General features: G+C 43.5%; 14 protein-coding genes and 1 pseudogene. 6 read left to right on the top strand and 9 right to left on the bottom strand.

The window, feature by feature from the left end; translation table 11 throughout:
- Positions 1–148 precede the first annotated feature (148 nt).
- Both WFH18_RS00385 and WFH18_RS00380 read left to right on the top strand, forming a co-directional pair.
- Positions 149–1,672 (top strand): TerC family protein, encoded by a 1,524-nt coding sequence (locus WFH18_RS00385; RefSeq protein ID WP_004731467.1) that lies wholly within the window; start codon positions 149–151, stop codon positions 1,670–1,672.
- Positions 1,673–2,242: 570 nt separating this feature from the next.
- A pseudogene (locus WFH18_RS00380) lies at positions 2,243–2,990 on the top strand (IS5 family transposase).
- A gap of 66 nt (positions 2,991–3,056) precedes the next feature.
- Here WFH18_RS00380 and thiM read toward each other — a convergent pair.
- From thiM to WFH18_RS00365, 3 genes are all read right to left on the bottom strand, one after another.
- The gene (gene thiM, locus WFH18_RS00375) at positions 3,057–3,905 is read right to left on the bottom strand and encodes a hydroxyethylthiazole kinase (protein ID WP_004731465.1); all 849 of its coding nucleotides are present in this window, start codon (positions 3,903–3,905) and stop codon (positions 3,057–3,059) included.
- A 31-nt stretch (positions 3,906–3,936) separates the two neighbouring features.
- Positions 3,937–5,097, bottom strand: coding sequence for a hypothetical protein (locus tag WFH18_RS00370; RefSeq protein ID WP_004278840.1), 1,161 nt, complete (start codon positions 5,095–5,097; stop codon positions 3,937–3,939).
- A 161-nt stretch (positions 5,098–5,258) separates the two neighbouring features.
- Complete coding sequence (locus WFH18_RS00365) at positions 5,259–5,516, bottom strand: hypothetical protein (RefSeq protein ID WP_004278839.1); 258 nt, start codon at positions 5,514–5,516, stop codon at positions 5,259–5,261.
- 361 nt (positions 5,517–5,877) lie between these two features.
- Between WFH18_RS00365 and pepN the strand changes: the two genes are divergently transcribed.
- Both pepN and WFH18_RS00355 read left to right on the top strand, forming a co-directional pair.
- Positions 5,878–8,484: an aminopeptidase N gene (gene pepN / locus WFH18_RS00360; protein ID WP_004731462.1), complete on the top strand. Its 2,607-nt coding sequence runs from the start codon at positions 5,878–5,880 to the stop codon at positions 8,482–8,484.
- A 215-nt stretch (positions 8,485–8,699) separates the two neighbouring features.
- A complete protein-coding gene (locus tag WFH18_RS00355) occupies positions 8,700–8,909 on the top strand; it encodes a hypothetical protein (RefSeq protein WP_004278836.1) in 210 nt (69 codons plus the stop codon).
- 33 nt (positions 8,910–8,942) lie between these two features.
- On the opposite strand, the gene WFH18_RS00350 is transcribed toward WFH18_RS00355, so the two are convergent.
- Both WFH18_RS00350 and WFH18_RS00345 read right to left on the bottom strand, forming a co-directional pair.
- Positions 8,943–9,389 (bottom strand): universal stress protein, encoded by a 447-nt coding sequence (locus WFH18_RS00350; RefSeq protein WP_004278835.1) that lies wholly within the window; start codon positions 9,387–9,389, stop codon positions 8,943–8,945.
- A 136-nt stretch (positions 9,390–9,525) separates the two neighbouring features.
- Positions 9,526–9,969: a universal stress protein gene (locus tag WFH18_RS00345; RefSeq protein WP_004278834.1), complete on the bottom strand. Its 444-nt coding sequence runs from the start codon at positions 9,967–9,969 to the stop codon at positions 9,526–9,528.
- Between the two features lie 266 nt (positions 9,970–10,235).
- Here WFH18_RS00345 and WFH18_RS00340 point away from each other — a divergent pair, with 266 nt between their 5' ends.
- Both WFH18_RS00340 and WFH18_RS00335 read left to right on the top strand, forming a co-directional pair.
- The gene (locus WFH18_RS00340; RefSeq protein ID WP_004278833.1) at positions 10,236–11,222 is read left to right on the top strand and encodes an alpha/beta hydrolase; all 987 of its coding nucleotides are present in this window, start codon (positions 10,236–10,238) and stop codon (positions 11,220–11,222) included.
- 90 nt (positions 11,223–11,312) lie between these two features.
- A complete protein-coding gene (locus WFH18_RS00335; RefSeq protein WP_004278832.1) occupies positions 11,313–11,657 on the top strand; it encodes an SMR family transporter in 345 nt (114 codons plus the stop codon).
- 39 nt (positions 11,658–11,696) lie between these two features.
- Here the strand turns inward: WFH18_RS00335 and WFH18_RS00330 are convergent, their stop codons facing one another.
- The 4 genes from WFH18_RS00330 to WFH18_RS00315 form a co-directional block, all read right to left on the bottom strand.
- Positions 11,697–12,872: a benzoate/H(+) symporter BenE family transporter gene (locus tag WFH18_RS00330; protein ID WP_004278830.1), complete on the bottom strand. Its 1,176-nt coding sequence runs from the start codon at positions 12,870–12,872 to the stop codon at positions 11,697–11,699.
- 109 nt (positions 12,873–12,981) lie between these two features.
- Positions 12,982–13,641: a leucine efflux protein LeuE gene (leuE, locus tag WFH18_RS00325; RefSeq protein WP_004278829.1), complete on the bottom strand. Its 660-nt coding sequence runs from the start codon at positions 13,639–13,641 to the stop codon at positions 12,982–12,984.
- 75 nt (positions 13,642–13,716) lie between these two features.
- Entirely contained in the window at positions 13,717–14,694 is a 978-nt protein-coding gene (tal, locus tag WFH18_RS00320) for a transaldolase (protein WP_004278828.1), read from the bottom strand.
- Positions 14,695–14,783: 89 nt separating this feature from the next.
- The gene (locus WFH18_RS00315) at positions 14,784–15,674 is read right to left on the bottom strand and encodes a LysR family transcriptional regulator (RefSeq protein ID WP_004278827.1); all 891 of its coding nucleotides are present in this window, start codon (positions 15,672–15,674) and stop codon (positions 14,784–14,786) included.
- Positions 15,675–15,680: the final 6 nt, after the last annotated feature.

The following is a 15,680-nucleotide window of genomic DNA, read 5'->3' as shown; positions in this document are numbered from 1 at the left end:
TTTTTTTGTAAATTAATACATTACAAAATACTCAGTTTATGCATAATGGAATAGTCTTAAGTTGCATAGGTTAAATTTTAATGGATCCCTCGCCGTGCGTTGATCTTCCATCTCTATTTCTAGCTTACTCGAACGGGGTCATTCTCTAATGGAATTTTTATTAGATCCCGGAATCTGGGTAGGTTTAATTACTCTTATTATTCTTGAAATTGTTTTAGGTATTGATAACCTAGTCTTCATTGCCATTCTGGCTGAAAAACTTCCTCCTGAACAACGCGATAAAGCACGTGTTATTGGTTTGTCTCTCGCATTATTCATGCGTCTAGGCCTGTTATTTGCCATTGCCTGGTTGGTCACTTTGACACAACCATTGATTACTGTGTTTGACTGGACCTTCTCCGGTCGGGACCTGATCTTGTTATTTGGTGGCTTGTTCCTGGTGTATAAGGCCGTTACTGAGCTGCATGAAAAGATTGAAGGTAAACCTGAAGTCACAGTGTCTACCAATGTGGTATATGCAAGTTTCACTGCTGTTGTTGCACAGATTGTTGTTTTAGATGCTGTTTTCTCTTTAGATTCAGTGATTACCGCCATTGGTATGGTCGACAATATTTATGTCATGATGGCTGCCATGATTGTCGCAATGGGCGTGATGCTACTGGCATCGAAACCATTGACCAATTTTGTGAACCGTCATCCAACCGTGGTGATTCTGTGTTTAAGCTTCCTACTTTTGATTGGTATCAGTCTAATTGCAGAAGGTTTTGGTTTCCATATTCCTAAAGGCTATATCTATTCAGGTATTGGTGTTGCGATCATAATTGAAGCATTTAACCAGTTTGGTCAGCGTAATGCTGCTAAACATGAATCTAAGATTCCTTTGCGTCATCGTACGGCTGACTCGATCCTAAAGTTAATGGGTGGCAAGTTAGAGACGACAGATACTCAAAATAATGAGGCACAAGAAACCTTTGCAGATGAAGAGCGCTATATGATTGGTGGGGTACTTACCCTTGCAGAGCGTTCAGTCGCTTCGATCATGACGCCGCGCGGTCAGATTTCATGGGTTGATCTGGAAGATAGCCCAGAACAGATCCGTGAAAAAATTCTATCTGTTCCACACAGTCTGTTCCCGGTATGTCGCGGTAGCCTAGATAAGGTGATTAGCGTAGTACGTGCCAAAGAATTATTGGATGTACTGGAAGAGCCGGAAGAATTAAAAGCACTGATTAAACGTCATCGCCCAATTTATATCTTTGAAAAAATGAAAGTTATTGACGCAATCAATACCTTGCGTACCTCTAAAGGTTCTTTGGTCTTGGTGAGTGATGAGTTTGGTAATGTGCAGGGTCTGATTTCACCGCTAGATGTGTTTGAAGCAATTGCCGGTGAATTCCCGGATGCTGATGAACAGCTAGATCTAGTTAAAATCGATGATACGCACTGGATTGCATCGGGCATGTTAGATCTTTATCAGCTTGAACTGGAACTTGGCATGATTGATCTGATTGATGAAGATGCCGGTTATATCAGTGTTGCGGGTTTGATTCTGGATAAAACCAACAGTACGGTTGACGTGGGCACCGAGTTAAATTATCAAGGTGTACAGTTCAAAGTCACTGAAATTGAAAGCAATCGTATCAAGTCGGTCAGCATTCATTACGCAGGTTAAATAGGTGTTTTAAACACGTTATTTATTCAAATCTTAAAAGTCAGTTGCTTTAGTGGCAGCTGGCTTTTTTAATGCATATTTGTAAAGCTGACTTATTGAAATCAAAGTTAGCTCATTGTTTGAACTGATTTTTATTAGTCTATTCATACTATTAGTCATGTTCCCGATTGAGCTGAATATCCTAGTATTGCACTGAAATTTTAAAGCCGAAAAAGTCAAATCAGCAATCAAAAATAAGCATGATCAGGCTTTAAATATTGATTTATGTAACCTGTTAATCAAAACTTAAAAGTCATATTTAAATACTGACAAAAAATTGAACTACAATTCACATGAACTAGATTTGCGTGATGCAAACAGATCTTAAGTAAAATGGAAACCGTTTGTGTGGAAATCACTAGATAAGTTGTATAAAGCCTACTCAGTTCAGAATAAAACTACTCAAAAATGATCTCCGAAAGAGCTAGGCAGAACATTTCTAAGGAGATCAATAAAGCAAATGAGTAGGATCAATCTAGGGCCTGTCATCAATTAGCTTGAGAAAATCTAATCTGTCCTCATTATTTTTTCATGACTAAACGCTATGCATTAAGAGATGATCAGTGGGAACGGATCAAGGATCTGTTGCCTGGACGGCCGGGTACTGTTGGAGTAACCGCCAAAGACAACCGATTATTTGTTGAGGCAATACTCTATCGTTATCGTTCAGGTATTCCGTGGCGAGACTTACCCGAACGGTTCGGTGATTTTAGAGTCGTACATACCCGTTTTAGCCGTTGGGCTAAAACAGGCGTGTGGCAGAGAGTTTTTGAAGTGCTATCACATGACAGTGATAATGAATATGCCATGCTGGACTCAACCATTGTGCGCGCTCATCAACACAGTGCCGGAAAAAAAAGAACAGGCGATCGGACGCAGTAAAGGTGGCTTAAGTACCAAAATTCATGCCCGTACTGATGCTTTAGGCAACCCAACAGGATTTTATCTCACTGCCGGGCAGGCCCATGACTTGAACGGTGCCGATGTGTTACTGGACTTATCGTTAAGCCAAACATGGCTTATGGATAAAGCCTACAATTCCAGGGATCGAGTGATTGATCCGATTCATAAGATCAATGGTCAAGTCGTGATGCCATCCAAAAGTAACGCGATTGATCAGCGTGATTATGACCAACATCTTTATAAGGCAAGACATCTGATCGAGAATTTCTTCGCCAAGCTCAAGCAGTATCGAGGTATTGCTACGCGCTATGATAAATTGGCTCAAAACTTCCTGTCAGCGATCTACCTTGCCTCAATCATGATATGGCTTAATTGATGACACGCCCTAAATAGGGATGATTATCTATTAAAGAGAATAAACACCCATGAAGTGACCCGTAAACTAAATGGATTCTGGCAGAATTTTAAAGTTGGCGTATTGTCGGATTGTTTCAGTATTGAGTTGATGGATTTCATCCAGAAAGGCGACATTAAAACAGCCTAACTGTTGCGCAGGTTCAAATGCCAATTGACCGGCAATTGCAAAATGTACATGCGCAGTCAATGCAGCAAGGACGGGAGACGTTACTGCACTATATGCAGCAATCAGTGCACCGAGCGCACATCCCATCGCCGTGATTCGGGGCTGTAAAGCAGAACCGCCTGACACCTGTATCACAGGATAGTCTTTCGAAATAATGTAATCAGATTCACCGGAGATTGCGATACATTCACAATGATCCAGCAAACTTCGCGCCTGTAAATAAACATCCGCACTGTCTACTGTGCTGTCTACACCCTTGGACTCGATCTGCTTGCCAGCCAAAGCACCAATTTCAGAAGCATTGCCTCGTAAAATCGTAGGCTGGGAATGCATCAACTGATCTACGACGCCAGAACGCCAGCGCAGAACTGTTCCATAACCGACCGGATCAAGCACCCACGGTTTTTGCAATTGATGTGCAGTTTTCGCAGCAATCTGCATCGCCTGAACCTGCTCGGTAGTTGGTGTACCCAGATTCAGACTGATTGCTGCTGCAATCTTGGCAAAACTTTCAGCTTCAAAAGGATTGTCGATCATGGCCGGAGAAGCATGTGCAGCCAGTACAATATTGGCGACATAGTTGCTGGCCACCGTATTGGTCATGATATGCACCAGGGGTTGCTGTTGCTGAAGTTTCAACCAGGCTTCACAGATCTGGTCCAGAAGTGTTTGCTGTAATGCTTGCATCGAAGTAGTCATCGTGGTCATTTAGAATAGGAGAAAGATTCGTTGTATTCGGTCAGCGGGTAAAATAATGGTCTTGATGCTTGCAGCTACGACAGAACAGGCTGACATAGTCACTGGCATCATAATCCACCGACAGTTCCTGTGAGCCGCAGTGCATACAACGTTTCTGGGAATAAAATTTCAGGCGAGGTTCGATCTTGTGCCACGAACGCCACACCGGCTGAAAGAAGATATTTTCATCATAGCCCAAAAACCGATAAAACAGGATTTCGCTCATCTTGCTGAATGCCAGTTGCGGTGGACGCGGCAGGGTAGAGGTTTCCCATTTTTCTGTAACTGAACGTTCGCGGTACTGCTGCAAGGTTTTTTTCAGCAGATTGGTATTAATAAAGTTTTCATTGCGGGGCTTGAGGGCTTTTTGTTTATATAGATATTCCAGCCCGGTCTGCACCAGATAATAAATCTGACCCACAGCCAGTACATCCAAAAGACGATAGCAAAAGGTCTGAAAGCTCTGATTTCCGGCAATTTGCACATTCCAGCTACGGCAATAGAATTGGGCAAACTGAATGATTTCTTCATATAGCAGGCAATAGAGTGCATCTTTGACTTCATCTGCACTTTTAAAGGGCACACCTTGGCTCAGGTTTTGATAAAACCAGTTGCGCAGCTGCTGGGTGATACTGAACAGGGTCGGTTCAGAATAACCATCCAGTCGCACATTAATATAATAATGCTGATTTTCCTGCTGGAGATCTTTGGGAATCAGAACCTGATCCCTGATTAGGATTTTTACCAGACCATGCTGAAACAGATAGTTGGGACTGATGGAATAATATCGAATTTGATGCCAGTCAATATATTCACGGTGCTGACTATATTCCTGCACCTGTTCATCCAGAACCGAAAGTAAAAACAGCTTATTGATAAAACTGAGCTGATTCAGCTCAAGAACCGGCCGATCCTGTTTTTTATGATATTGACGGTTTTCCTGTAAACGGACTTCCTTGAGCATGCGTTTACGCTGCGCCAGACATTGTTCGCAATAACAATTGTGCTTTTGATCGGAGTAAAGCTGATGCTGGCAATGGCTGCATTCATGATAGCTCAGCTCCTGATCATATTGTTCTGCCTCAATCCAATACATCGATGCCTTACACAATGGGCAGTGAGTACTTTCATCAAGCTGTTTTTGCAGAACACTGAATACCATGGTCGCGAGCAACTCTAGAATGGAAGGGCATTTGATTATACACGGCTGATGAGATGCAAACGTAGTGGACTGGTGCAATTTTTCTAAATCAAAATTAGTCACCCAAACAAGAGAAGAGCTACCGAAGTAGCTCTGATTTTAAAAACATGAAATGACGTTTTTTAAACCGGGCAGGGTAATGTGTCGTCCTCCTCGCCGCGGTGTTTGGCATGAATTAAGGCCTGAACCTTTTTAGAGGGCACTTTTTTGGCACCGAGTGCATCGTAGGTGTTGAGAATGGCAGTCACTTCATGGGCCTGAAGCGGAATGCCTTCACAGCTCATCAACAGGGCAATCACTTTATGGTCAATATTGGCCTGATCCAGGGTCTGCAAAGTTTTGATATTTTCGATCCGTACAACATGCTGTTTTAAATACATGGCTCACCTCATCATCGTTATCATTATTCTTTCATTGGAAGTGTGGAAAAACACAGTTTAACTGTAGCAAGAAGTGTGCTCATTTATTAATCAGAATTTATTCGGTACTCAGCAAATAAAATTATATATTTTTAAATCAGTTATTTATGAAAATGTCAGAAATTATGATCCTGACTATTTTTATGGCACAGATATTTCTTATGTAGAGTCGAGTGCTGCTCAATTAGGCAGAATGCATTGAAAGTGGTGCATGAAATGCCCATATTAGATCTAACAATACAAATGCACAGACAGCGTTTAAAACTTGGCGTATGATTTTGACATGAACAATGTCGAACACGATAAAAGATTAGGACAGGACATGAATATTGCGGCAAACCCGGTGATCGAAGCGGATCAAACCATTTATTTAAAAGACTATCAAAAACCTTCCTTTATTGTTGATTCCATCGACCTGAATATCCAAGTCTATAGTGACCACAGTCTGGTCAGCAGCAAGCTGGAGATGCAGCGCCAAACTGCTGGCGATCTGGTTCTGCTTGGCCGCGATCTAGAGCTGCAATCGATTAAGTTAAATGGTCAAACCCTGAATGCCAGTGACTACCACTTGGATGCTGAACAGCTGGTCATTGCCAATGCACCTGATCAAGTGTTGCTTGAAATTGTGGTTAAAATCCACCCCGAAAGTAATACGATGCTGGAAGGTTTATATCAGGCCAGTTCAGATCTGTTTGTGACCCAAAATGAACCAGAAGGGTTCCGTAAAATTACTTTCTATCCAGACCGTCCAGATGTGTTGTCGGTCTTTACGACGCGTGTCGAAGCAGATAAGAAATATCCGGTTTTGCTTGCAAATGGTAACCTGCTGGAAACCGGTGAAGTCGATGCCAATCGTCACTATGCCGTGTGGCAGGATCCGACCAAGAAACCGAGCTATTTGTTCGCTTGTGTGATTGGTGATCTGGCCGTGATGAAAGATTCTTATGTCACATCGGAAGGCCGCAATGTAGCTCTGGAAATCTATGCAGAAGAAAAAGATATTCCAAAATGCAAGATCGCCATGGAAGCGCTCAAACATTCCATGCGTTGGGATGAGGAGCATTATGGTCTGCCTTATGATCTGGATAACTACATGATTGTGGCGACCAGTGCATTCAACATGGGTGCCATGGAAAATAAAGGTCTGAATATCTTCAATACTTCATGCGTGCTGGCCGATGAAGAGTACACCACTGATGCCGCAATCATGCGAGTGCAGTCAGTCATTGCACATGAATATTTCCATAACTGGACTGGTAACCGGATTACCTGTCGTGACTGGTTCCAGTTATGTTTGAAAGAAGGCTTGACTGTATTCCGTGACCAGTCTTTCTCGGAAGATTTACAGTCGGCTGCGGTACAACGTATTGATGATGTAGCAGTTCTCAAAGCGCATCAGTTCCCGGAAGATTCAGGGCCGCTGTCGCATCCACCGCGTCCGGATCATTTTGTAGAAATTAACAACTTCTATACTGCCACTGTTTATGAAAAAGGTGCGGAAATTAACCGCATGATGGCGACCTTGCTTGGCAAGGAAAAATTCCGTCAGGGAACCGATGAATATTTCCGCCGTCATGATGGTCAGGCGGTAACAGTTGAGGATTGGGTGGCCGCGCTTACAGCAGGTTCAGGTGTGGATCTTTCAAACTTCCTGACCTGGTACAACCAGCCAGGTACGCCTAAATTGCAAGTAAAAGCTGAGTACGATGTTGAGACCCAAATCTATCGTCTTCACTTCAAGCAAAGCCTGAAACCGCATGCCAAATACCCGAATCTGAAAGCAGTTCCAATTCCAGTGGCTTTGGCATTGTTTGATGCTGAAAGCGGTGAGCAGCTAACGCTGAACTCTGAGGCACTCTTTGAAAATGGCGTCAAAGATGGCGTGTATCTGTTTGATCAGGATGAAGCCACGATCGAATTTAGCGGTGTGACAGCAAAACCGGTGGTGTCCTTGCTGCGTAATTTCTCTGCACCGGTGAATCTGGACTTTGACTATTCAGAAAAAGAACTGGCTTTCCTGTTGCAATACGAGACCAATGGTTTTAACCAGTGGCAAGCAACTCAGACCTTACTCGAGCGTATCTTGCTGGATGACCAGCCTGCAGAAATTTATATCGAGGCTATGCTCAATACCTTGCCGGATGTGATTGAGAAAGATCCGCTGTTGGCATCACGTCTGTTTGATGTACCGTCGGAAGGTTATTTAGGTAGCCGTATTGATCAGGATTATAATCCGGTCATGATTCAGGAAAAGCGTGAGGCTTTGCTACATACTCTGGCACGTGCTTTTGGAGAAACAGCGAAAGAAACTTATCTTAATCTGGATCCTGATCTGCAATCTGAATTCTCACAAGCGATGGGTGTGCGTGCTTTAAGAAATATTATGCTGACGATGATGGCTCGTCAGGGAGATGCATTTGCCTTTGATTTAGCCTATGAGCAATATCACACGGGGAATATGTCTGAACGTTTGGGTGCGCTGAAAGTCTTGGTCTGGAATGATGCACCACAAGCAGAAGAAGCTTTGGCAGATTTCTATAGCCGCTTTGAAGATGAAGCCTTGTCTTTAGACCAATGGTTTATGGTTCAGGCAGCACATCCAAAAGCAACGGATGCAACGATTGCGTATCTGACCCAGCATCCGGATTATGATCTGGCTGTGCCTAACCGTATCCGTGCAGTGAGCGGGGGGCTGAATGCTAATCCGGTCAATACCTGGAGCTTTGGCGTGCAGCATTTTATTGGACTGGCAAAATATCTGGACGAGAAAAATCCGATTGTAGGCTCACGTTTGCTACAGGTATTGTCACGCTGGTATACCTTGGCAGAACCGCAACGCAGTGAAGTGAAAGCACAGCTTGAAACCTTAAAGCCACTGGTTAAATCTAAAAATGTGTCTGAGACACTCAATAGTATGCTCAGCGTATAACATCAATATTCATAAAAAACCGGATCGACCTGATCCGGTTTTTTATTTCCTGTTTATTTCAAATGCTGGCTTTAAATACAGTTGAATTTCTCTAAAGGCCTAGGTAAGTACCAAAGGGTGTTACAGTATGATTATACGGAAAAGAGTATTTGTTTATTAAGCTGTAAGCTAGGTAAAGGGATCTACAGATTCGCTTACTAGAGGTTGTCCAAGATATGTTAGTGAAAATTGAAGATGGTTTTTATTTAAATAGCCAGCATATTATTGCCGTACATGTCAGCAAGAATCCTGAAAATGGCTTACTTGAAATCTCCATTCAATATACGCCGCATTCCATTCAGCAGGTCGGAGAATACAAAAAAGTATTTCAAAGCCAGCTTGATGCTGAAATATTCTTAAGTGAGTTAAATCAAAAACTTCGCTAAAAGCCTGCATCATACAGGCTTTGATCAAGCATCTTATTGTCTGACGATGAGGACTGGAATAGAGGAAAGTGCCAGAACATTCTGAGCGACACTGCCCAGCATGAGTTTTTGCAGACCCTTACGACCATGTGAACCCATAATGATCATATCGGTCGGGGATTCATTTGCAGCCTGCATAATGCCTTCTGACGGCGCCATGCCATGCAGGATTTTTGTCGTCACCTGGATGCCATCACGAACAAAGTTCAGTTTCAGTTCATTTAAACGATCCAGCGCATTTTGTTCTGCATGCATAAAATAGTCTGTGACTGCAGGAGCAACTTTGTAAAAATCTACGCCCTTAAAGGGATCCACCGCAATCACACTGAGTAAAGTGACATGGCTATGAAATACTTTGGCCAGTTCCAGGGCATGATCTGCGGCAGCATAGGAAATCGAGGACTCATCGAGTGCTACGAGAAGATGATCATAGTTATTCATGGTGCTTCCTCATATTTATTATTGCAGTAAAGGGGGAGTGTGGTTTAAGCGAGTAAATCTCCACAGCATGTTTTGCTAGAGGTTCAAATGTAAAAGTAGCAAGTACTGCGCATCTTGAAGATGCGCAGCATCAGGATTATTTTTTCACGATCAGTACGGGAATTTCACTCGCACCCAATACATCTTGTGCAAAGCTGCCCAGAATCATTTTCTGGAAGCCTTTACGGCCATGAGAACCCATGACGATCAGGTCGGCTTTCACCTCACCCGCGGTTTCAGCAATATGTTCTGCATTGACTAAACCTGTGACAATGCGGGATTGCGCTTCAATACCTTCACCGGCTGCGATGGCAGTGGCTTCTTTCAAGGCCTTTTTTGCATTGGCATGTGCCTCGATAAAATATTCCTTCATGATGGAGGAGCTGTAATAGAAATCAGCCTCGGTAAAAGGATCTTCTGCGATCAGGCTGATCAGGGAAAGCTGACTACCAAATGCCTTGGCAATTTTGGCAGCATGTCGTACTGCAGAAAAGGAAATTTCTGAACCGTCCACTGGGACTAAAATATGTTGATAGGCCATGGCTTTTCTCCGCAGGTTGTCTGATTTTTAGGCTTGGTTTATTGATAGCACAGTGCTGTGGCGGGTGCAATTGCAAAAAAGCGGTAAAATTGAAAAAACTCATTAAATTACAAATATTTTTCATGTAAAAGTGATGAAAAAAACAGAGTAAAAAACTCGGAATTGCAGTTTTAGTGATCAAAAATAAGAGGATGAATAGTCCTTGTTTGCAGCAGGATAGTTTAAACTGCCGTAGCCTGTTTTTAGATCATGTATAGGGGACTGTTTTGAGGTTTTTTGCCATTCATCTTTTGCTCATAAGTTCAGTTATTCTTTCCGGCTGTCAGACCGCACAGAACAGTAAAGTCATTGCCGGTGCTTTTAACCTGACCACAGGCTTGCAGCAAAAAGTGATGGATCGTTATGCGCCTGGTGCGGTTATCGTCCAGCAAAATATTACCTATGCGCCGCAGCAGAAATTATCTCTGGATCTGTATCAGCCGCAGAATATTGCCAGTATTGGCCCACGACCGACCATTGTCTGGATTCATGGCGGCGGCTGGATTTCAGGTTCTAAAGAACATGCACGGGGTTATTTCAAGCTGCTGGCGGCACAGGGCTATAACGTGGTATCCGTGCAATATCAGTTTGCGCCACAAGTGACCTATCCAAGCCAGTTACACCAGATCAATCAGGCACTTGAATTTCTCGATACCTATGCAGACACCTACCAAATCGATGCCCAGAACTTATATCTGGCCGGAGATTCTGCCGGGGCGAATATGGCCAGCCATTACGCCGCTCTTTTGACCAACCCTGTATTTGCCAACCAATCCGGTATTCAGCCTCATCTGCAACCTACGCAGCTTAAAGGTTTAATCTTGCATTGTGGAATTTATGACTTGGAAGCATTTGCCAGCACAGCACCTGAAGAAATGAAAATTATCGAATGGGGTGTCTTTAACCTGATTCAGGCTTATACCGGCGAGCGTAAACATGATGCCGCGTTTTTAAAGCAGATTTCTCCGATTCAGTATATTACGCCGTCTTATCCACCTGTCCTGATCAGTGGTGGGAATAAGGATTTTCTGACCGATACTCAGTCACTACCATTTGTAAAAGCTTTGAAGGAACAGCAGGTTCCTGTGACTGAAATATTTTATCCAGAGTCTAAGGCCTGGCTCATTCATGAATATCAGTTTTTTATGGGAAAAAAGGAAAGTCAGCAAACCTTTGTCAAAACCCTGGATTTTTTACATCAGCTTTCCCCTTGAAGAGAAAACGGTGCAAAATGAATCTCTCAAGATTGATCATGTCAGATCGTCCCGACAGCAATCATTGAAAAATTGTTTGGAGTTTAAAAAATGAATCCTGTCTCATGGGCATATTTGTTGTTGGCGTTGGCTATTATTGCCGAAGTGACTGGATCAACATTTTTGGTGAAGTCAGAAGGCTTTACCCGATTATGGCTATCTCTGGCTGTGATCATTTTATTCTGTATTGCGTTTTATTTGCTGTCTCAGGTGATTAAAGTCATTCCTTTAGGCATTGCCTATGCGATCTGGGCAGGAGTAGGCATCGTTCTTACGGCAATCGTAGGCTATGTAATCTTTAAACAGGCGCTGGATGTGCCCGCTTTTATCGGGATTGCACTGATCATTTCCGGTGTGGTGGTGATTAACCTGTTTTCCCAGACTGCAGGGCATTAAAAAGGCAGACAAGGTAGCTGCCTCATTTCTACAATAAGCTTATGCCACTTGCGGTTTAAGCTTAAACATTAAATAAACTATCAGACCAAGTAGCAGTCCCCAAAAAGCGGAGCCAATACCAAAAAACTGGATATTAGAGGCGCTAAACAGGAATGTCATCAGTGCTGCTTCACGGTCATGACTGTCCTGAAAAGCCAGCGCGATATTGTGGCCAATGGTGCCAAACAGGGCAATGCCTGCCAATACTGTAATCAGAATCCCTGGAAAAGCCATCAGTACACTGGTCAAGGTCGCAGCAAAAAAACCCATCAGAATATAAAACAGGCCGCAGCTCATCCCTGCAATATAACGTTTGGCCGGATCAGGATGCGCTTGGGCATCCAGGCTGACCGCCGCACTGATCGCGGCAAGATTGACACTAAAACAGCCAAAGGGCGCCAGCATCGTCTGTGTAATACCCGTCCAGCCTAGAATAGAATTTACTTTCGGCGGATAACCATAACTTTTGATGACGGCCAAGCCAGGCAGGTATTGCGATGCCAGATTAATCACCATTAAAGGTAAGGCCAGTCCTAAAACAGCTTGCAGGCTAAATTCAGGTGTAATCCATACCGGCTGGGCAATACTCCAGTTCAGCTGCGGAATAGTAAAATTAATAAAGAACGGACAGAGGGCAATAGCCATTAACACGGTAATCACGATGCTATAGCGCGTACTCAGTTTTTTGGAAACCAGATAAATCACCAGTACACAAAGCACGAATTCCCAGGACTGTTGCAGACTGCCAAAGACCGAGATACCAAATTTCAGCAAGACACCTGCCAGCATGGCACTGGTCAAACTTTGTGGAATAAACTGGAAAATTCGCTCGAAAATTCCAAAAAATCCCAGACAGGCAATCAGGATGCCAGAAATCAGAAAAGCGCCAATTGCTTCACCCAGACTATAGTGACCGGCGGAAGCAATGACCAGTGCCAGACCGGCAGTCGACCAGGCGGTTGAAATCGGATAACGATATTTCCAGGAAAGCAAAAATCCAGAAACTCCAATACCTATACCCAGTGCCCATAACCAGGAGCTAATTTGTGCCTGATTAGCACCTAGGCTTTGAGCGGCTTCAATGACCAGTACGGCGGAAACACTAATACCAATCATGCAGGTAATAAAACCGGCCATGACGGCAGGAAAGGAGAGATCTTGTAAAAGTTTTGGCATCATCCATGACACTATTTTTAAATGCGTTTAAATCATACGCTTTTCACGTATCAACACAATGTTTTTAACAATTTTATCCAAAGGTCTACTGGTTTGAAGCCGATCATTGCTAGAAAGTTGAAGTCGCCAGTTTAAGGCCAAAACCGCAAAACAGGATCCCGACCGCTGCGACACAGCTGGCAGTCACTTTATAATTTTGGTTGAAATAGGACGCCAGTTTTACACCAGAAAAAATCAGGATTGAAAGATAGGTCATACTGATCAATTGCAAGATTACAGCCAGAAGCGTGAATGTCAGGGCTGGATAAGGATAGGCAGGATCGACAAACTGCACAAAAAAAGACAGATAAAACAGAATCGCTTTGGGATTTAAAATACTGATTGTGAGCGCTGTACGAAAGGGCTGAACGGATTCTACCGTATCTGGAGTCGTCTTTTTAATCTGGACGCGTTGTGATGACTTTTCCGGAAAGAAAGTCTGGTAGGCCGCAATGATTAGCTTGATACCCAAGTAACTGAGATAGATCGCTCCAATAACTTTCAGTGCAATAAACAGTACCGGAAAGGCATGCAGTAAAGAAGCTGCTCCCAATGCTGTACATATAATCAGGATCAGATCGCCCGTATAAACCCCCAAGGCACCCATATATCCCGTCTTAATCCCAAAGCGCGAAGCAATCGACATGACATACAGGGAATTCGGCCCGGGCAGTAGCACAATCAACGTGGTTCCAATGATAAAGGTCGTTAGATCTGTGATACCAAACACGAAAAACTCGCATGAACAAAAAAGCCGATGCGGCATTATAGCAACATCGGCTTGGAGAAATTTGCTAAATTTTCTTTAAATCTCAGTGGTACTCAGGAAAGTTTCACGTAATAAAGCAGCCAGTTGCTCACGGGCTTTAATGAAACCGTCAATGCCGCCTTGCAATAATTCACTGGCCATCGGATCCTGTTTCAATTGTGCATCAAAATCGGCATGGCTGATTGGACTGAGTTCACCTTGAACTTGAATATCTTTGGCTGAGAGTTGAGCTCGCACTTCACGTTGATCATTTTCTAGTTCGGCCAATAAATTTGGCGCTACCGTGAGCAGATCACAGCCGCTCAAGCCCAGTACCTGATCAATACTTCGGAAGCTGGCGCCCATGATTTCAGTCTGAATACCATGTGCTTTATAGAACTCATAAATACGCTTAACTGATAAGACCCCCGGATCTTGTTCAATCGGGTAAGACTCAACGCCTTCAGCTTTTTTGTACCAGTCCAGAATACGGCCGACAAAAGGCGAGATTAGAGTCACTTTGGCATCGGCACAGGCATGGGCCTGATGCTGACCAAATAATAAAGTCAGGTTGGTATGAATCCCTTCTTCTTCCAGTGCTTTTGCTGCTTGAATGCCTTCCCAGGTAGACGCGATCTTGATCAGGATGCGGTCTGAATCAATTCCATATTGCGCATAAAATGCCAGCAACTCTTTGGCTTTGGCAATCGTGGCTTCAGTATTAAAAGACAGGGAAGCATCGACTTCTGTTGAAACACGGCCTTCAATGAGTTTTAAGATTTCTACACCGAATTTGACCGTCAAAATATCAATGGTACGTTCAATCAGGGCGTCATCTGTATAGCCTTCTTGCTGGGCTTGCTGAAAAGCAGCTTCAATCAAGGCCTGATTTTCAGGTTGTTTCGCTGCTGCAGTAATCAGCGATGGATTGGTGGTTGCATCAAGCGGACGAAATTTTTCAATGGCACTCAAATCACTGCTGTCTGCCACAATGGTCGTCAAGTTTTTTAATTGGTTTAATGCAGTTAATGTCATTACGATCTAGTTCTATGGTTATTGCTTATGCTTTCTTATATATCATAAATGGCCGGTTTACCAAGTAGACTGTCGTTGAATTTCTGTGATTAATGCCCGGTTTTACGTTGTTTGCGCAAGTGATTAATCAAAAAATGAGCAGCTGTGCCTAATCGGGTTTCTCTGCTCCAGACCAGATCAACAAAATATTCAAACTTTGGGGTGAAATCGAGCAGGTTGAGAACCTGTAACTGATCTTGCAAATGTGGCTGCTCATTCAGCATTTCGAGTGGCAGAACCCCCCAGCCCAGTCCTTGCTGAATCATGCTGCAAGCCGAATGATGATTGTCGGTGCGCCAGTAATTTCGTGAAAAGAGTAGTTCCGGCTTGATGGTGCGATCCCGACTGGCCACCACAATCTGCCTGTTTTGCAAAATCTGTTCATAACTGACTTGATCGAATTGACTTAGGGGATGCTGTTTGGCGATTACAGCGACCAGTACCTCACGTTTCAATTCCACAAACTGTTCCCGTGTTTCCAGTTGTTCGCGTTCAAACATCAGGGCCAGCTGCGCTGAACCTTCGAACAGCATACGATGTGCATCTTCCTGAGGTGCACTAAATACATTGACTTGCAGTGCAGGAAATTCCTGTTCCAGTAACACGATATAATCGGTCCAACGCGTATGCAGTAATTCTGAAACCACCACAATATTCAGTTCAGATTCCAGGCCTGAACTTAGGGCTTGAGCATGCTGTTTCCACTGATTCATTTCGACCAGAAGTTGCTGGGTTTTTTCATACAATACCTGCGCCTGTGCGGTCGGTTTTGGTTCACGACCTATACGCTGAAACAGTTCTAGATTCAGGTCAATTTCCAGATTGGCAATGGCCATGCTGACTGCGGAAGGTACTTTACCTAGTTGACGGGCAGCCGCAGAGAAAGAACCGGTTTCCATCACAGTTTTAAACATCAGTAGCTGTTCTTGATTAACATTCATAATTTT

Source organism: Acinetobacter sp. USHLN143 (assembly GCF_037145695.1).
Lineage (GTDB): Bacteria > Pseudomonadota > Gammaproteobacteria > Pseudomonadales > Moraxellaceae > Acinetobacter > Acinetobacter fasciculus.
The sequence above is the reverse complement of the archived record's forward strand: the minus strand, read 5'-3'. Positions and strand labels throughout refer to the sequence as shown.

Coding starts and splice junctions, on each gene's coding strand:
- WFH18_RS00385 (WP_004731467.1), top strand. CDS start 149: ATGGAATTTTTATTAGATCCCGGAATCTGGGTAGGTTTAATTACTCTT.
- thiM (WP_004731465.1), bottom strand. CDS start 3,905: ATGACCACGATGACTACTTCGATGCAAGCATTACAGCAAACACTTCTG.
- WFH18_RS00370 (WP_004278840.1), bottom strand. CDS start 5,097: ATGGTATTCAGTGTTCTGCAAAAACAGCTTGATGAAAGTACTCACTGC.
- WFH18_RS00365 (WP_004278839.1), bottom strand. CDS start 5,516: ATGTATTTAAAACAGCATGTTGTACGGATCGAAAATATCAAAACTTTG.
- pepN (WP_004731462.1), top strand. CDS start 5,878: ATGAATATTGCGGCAAACCCGGTGATCGAAGCGGATCAAACCATTTAT.
- WFH18_RS00355 (WP_004278836.1), top strand. CDS start 8,700: ATGTTAGTGAAAATTGAAGATGGTTTTTATTTAAATAGCCAGCATATT.
- WFH18_RS00350 (WP_004278835.1), bottom strand. CDS start 9,389: ATGAATAACTATGATCATCTTCTCGTAGCACTCGATGAGTCCTCGATT.
- WFH18_RS00345 (WP_004278834.1), bottom strand. CDS start 9,969: ATGGCCTATCAACATATTTTAGTCCCAGTGGACGGTTCAGAAATTTCC.
- WFH18_RS00335 (WP_004278832.1), top strand. CDS start 11,313: ATGAATCCTGTCTCATGGGCATATTTGTTGTTGGCGTTGGCTATTATT.
- WFH18_RS00330 (WP_004278830.1), bottom strand. CDS start 12,872: ATGCCAAAACTTTTACAAGATCTCTCCTTTCCTGCCGTCATGGCCGGT.
- tal (WP_004278828.1), bottom strand. CDS start 14,694: ATGACATTAACTGCATTAAACCAATTAAAAAACTTGACGACCATTGTG.
- WFH18_RS00315 (WP_004278827.1), bottom strand. CDS start 15,674: ATGAATGTTAATCAAGAACAGCTACTGATGTTTAAAACTGTGATGGAA.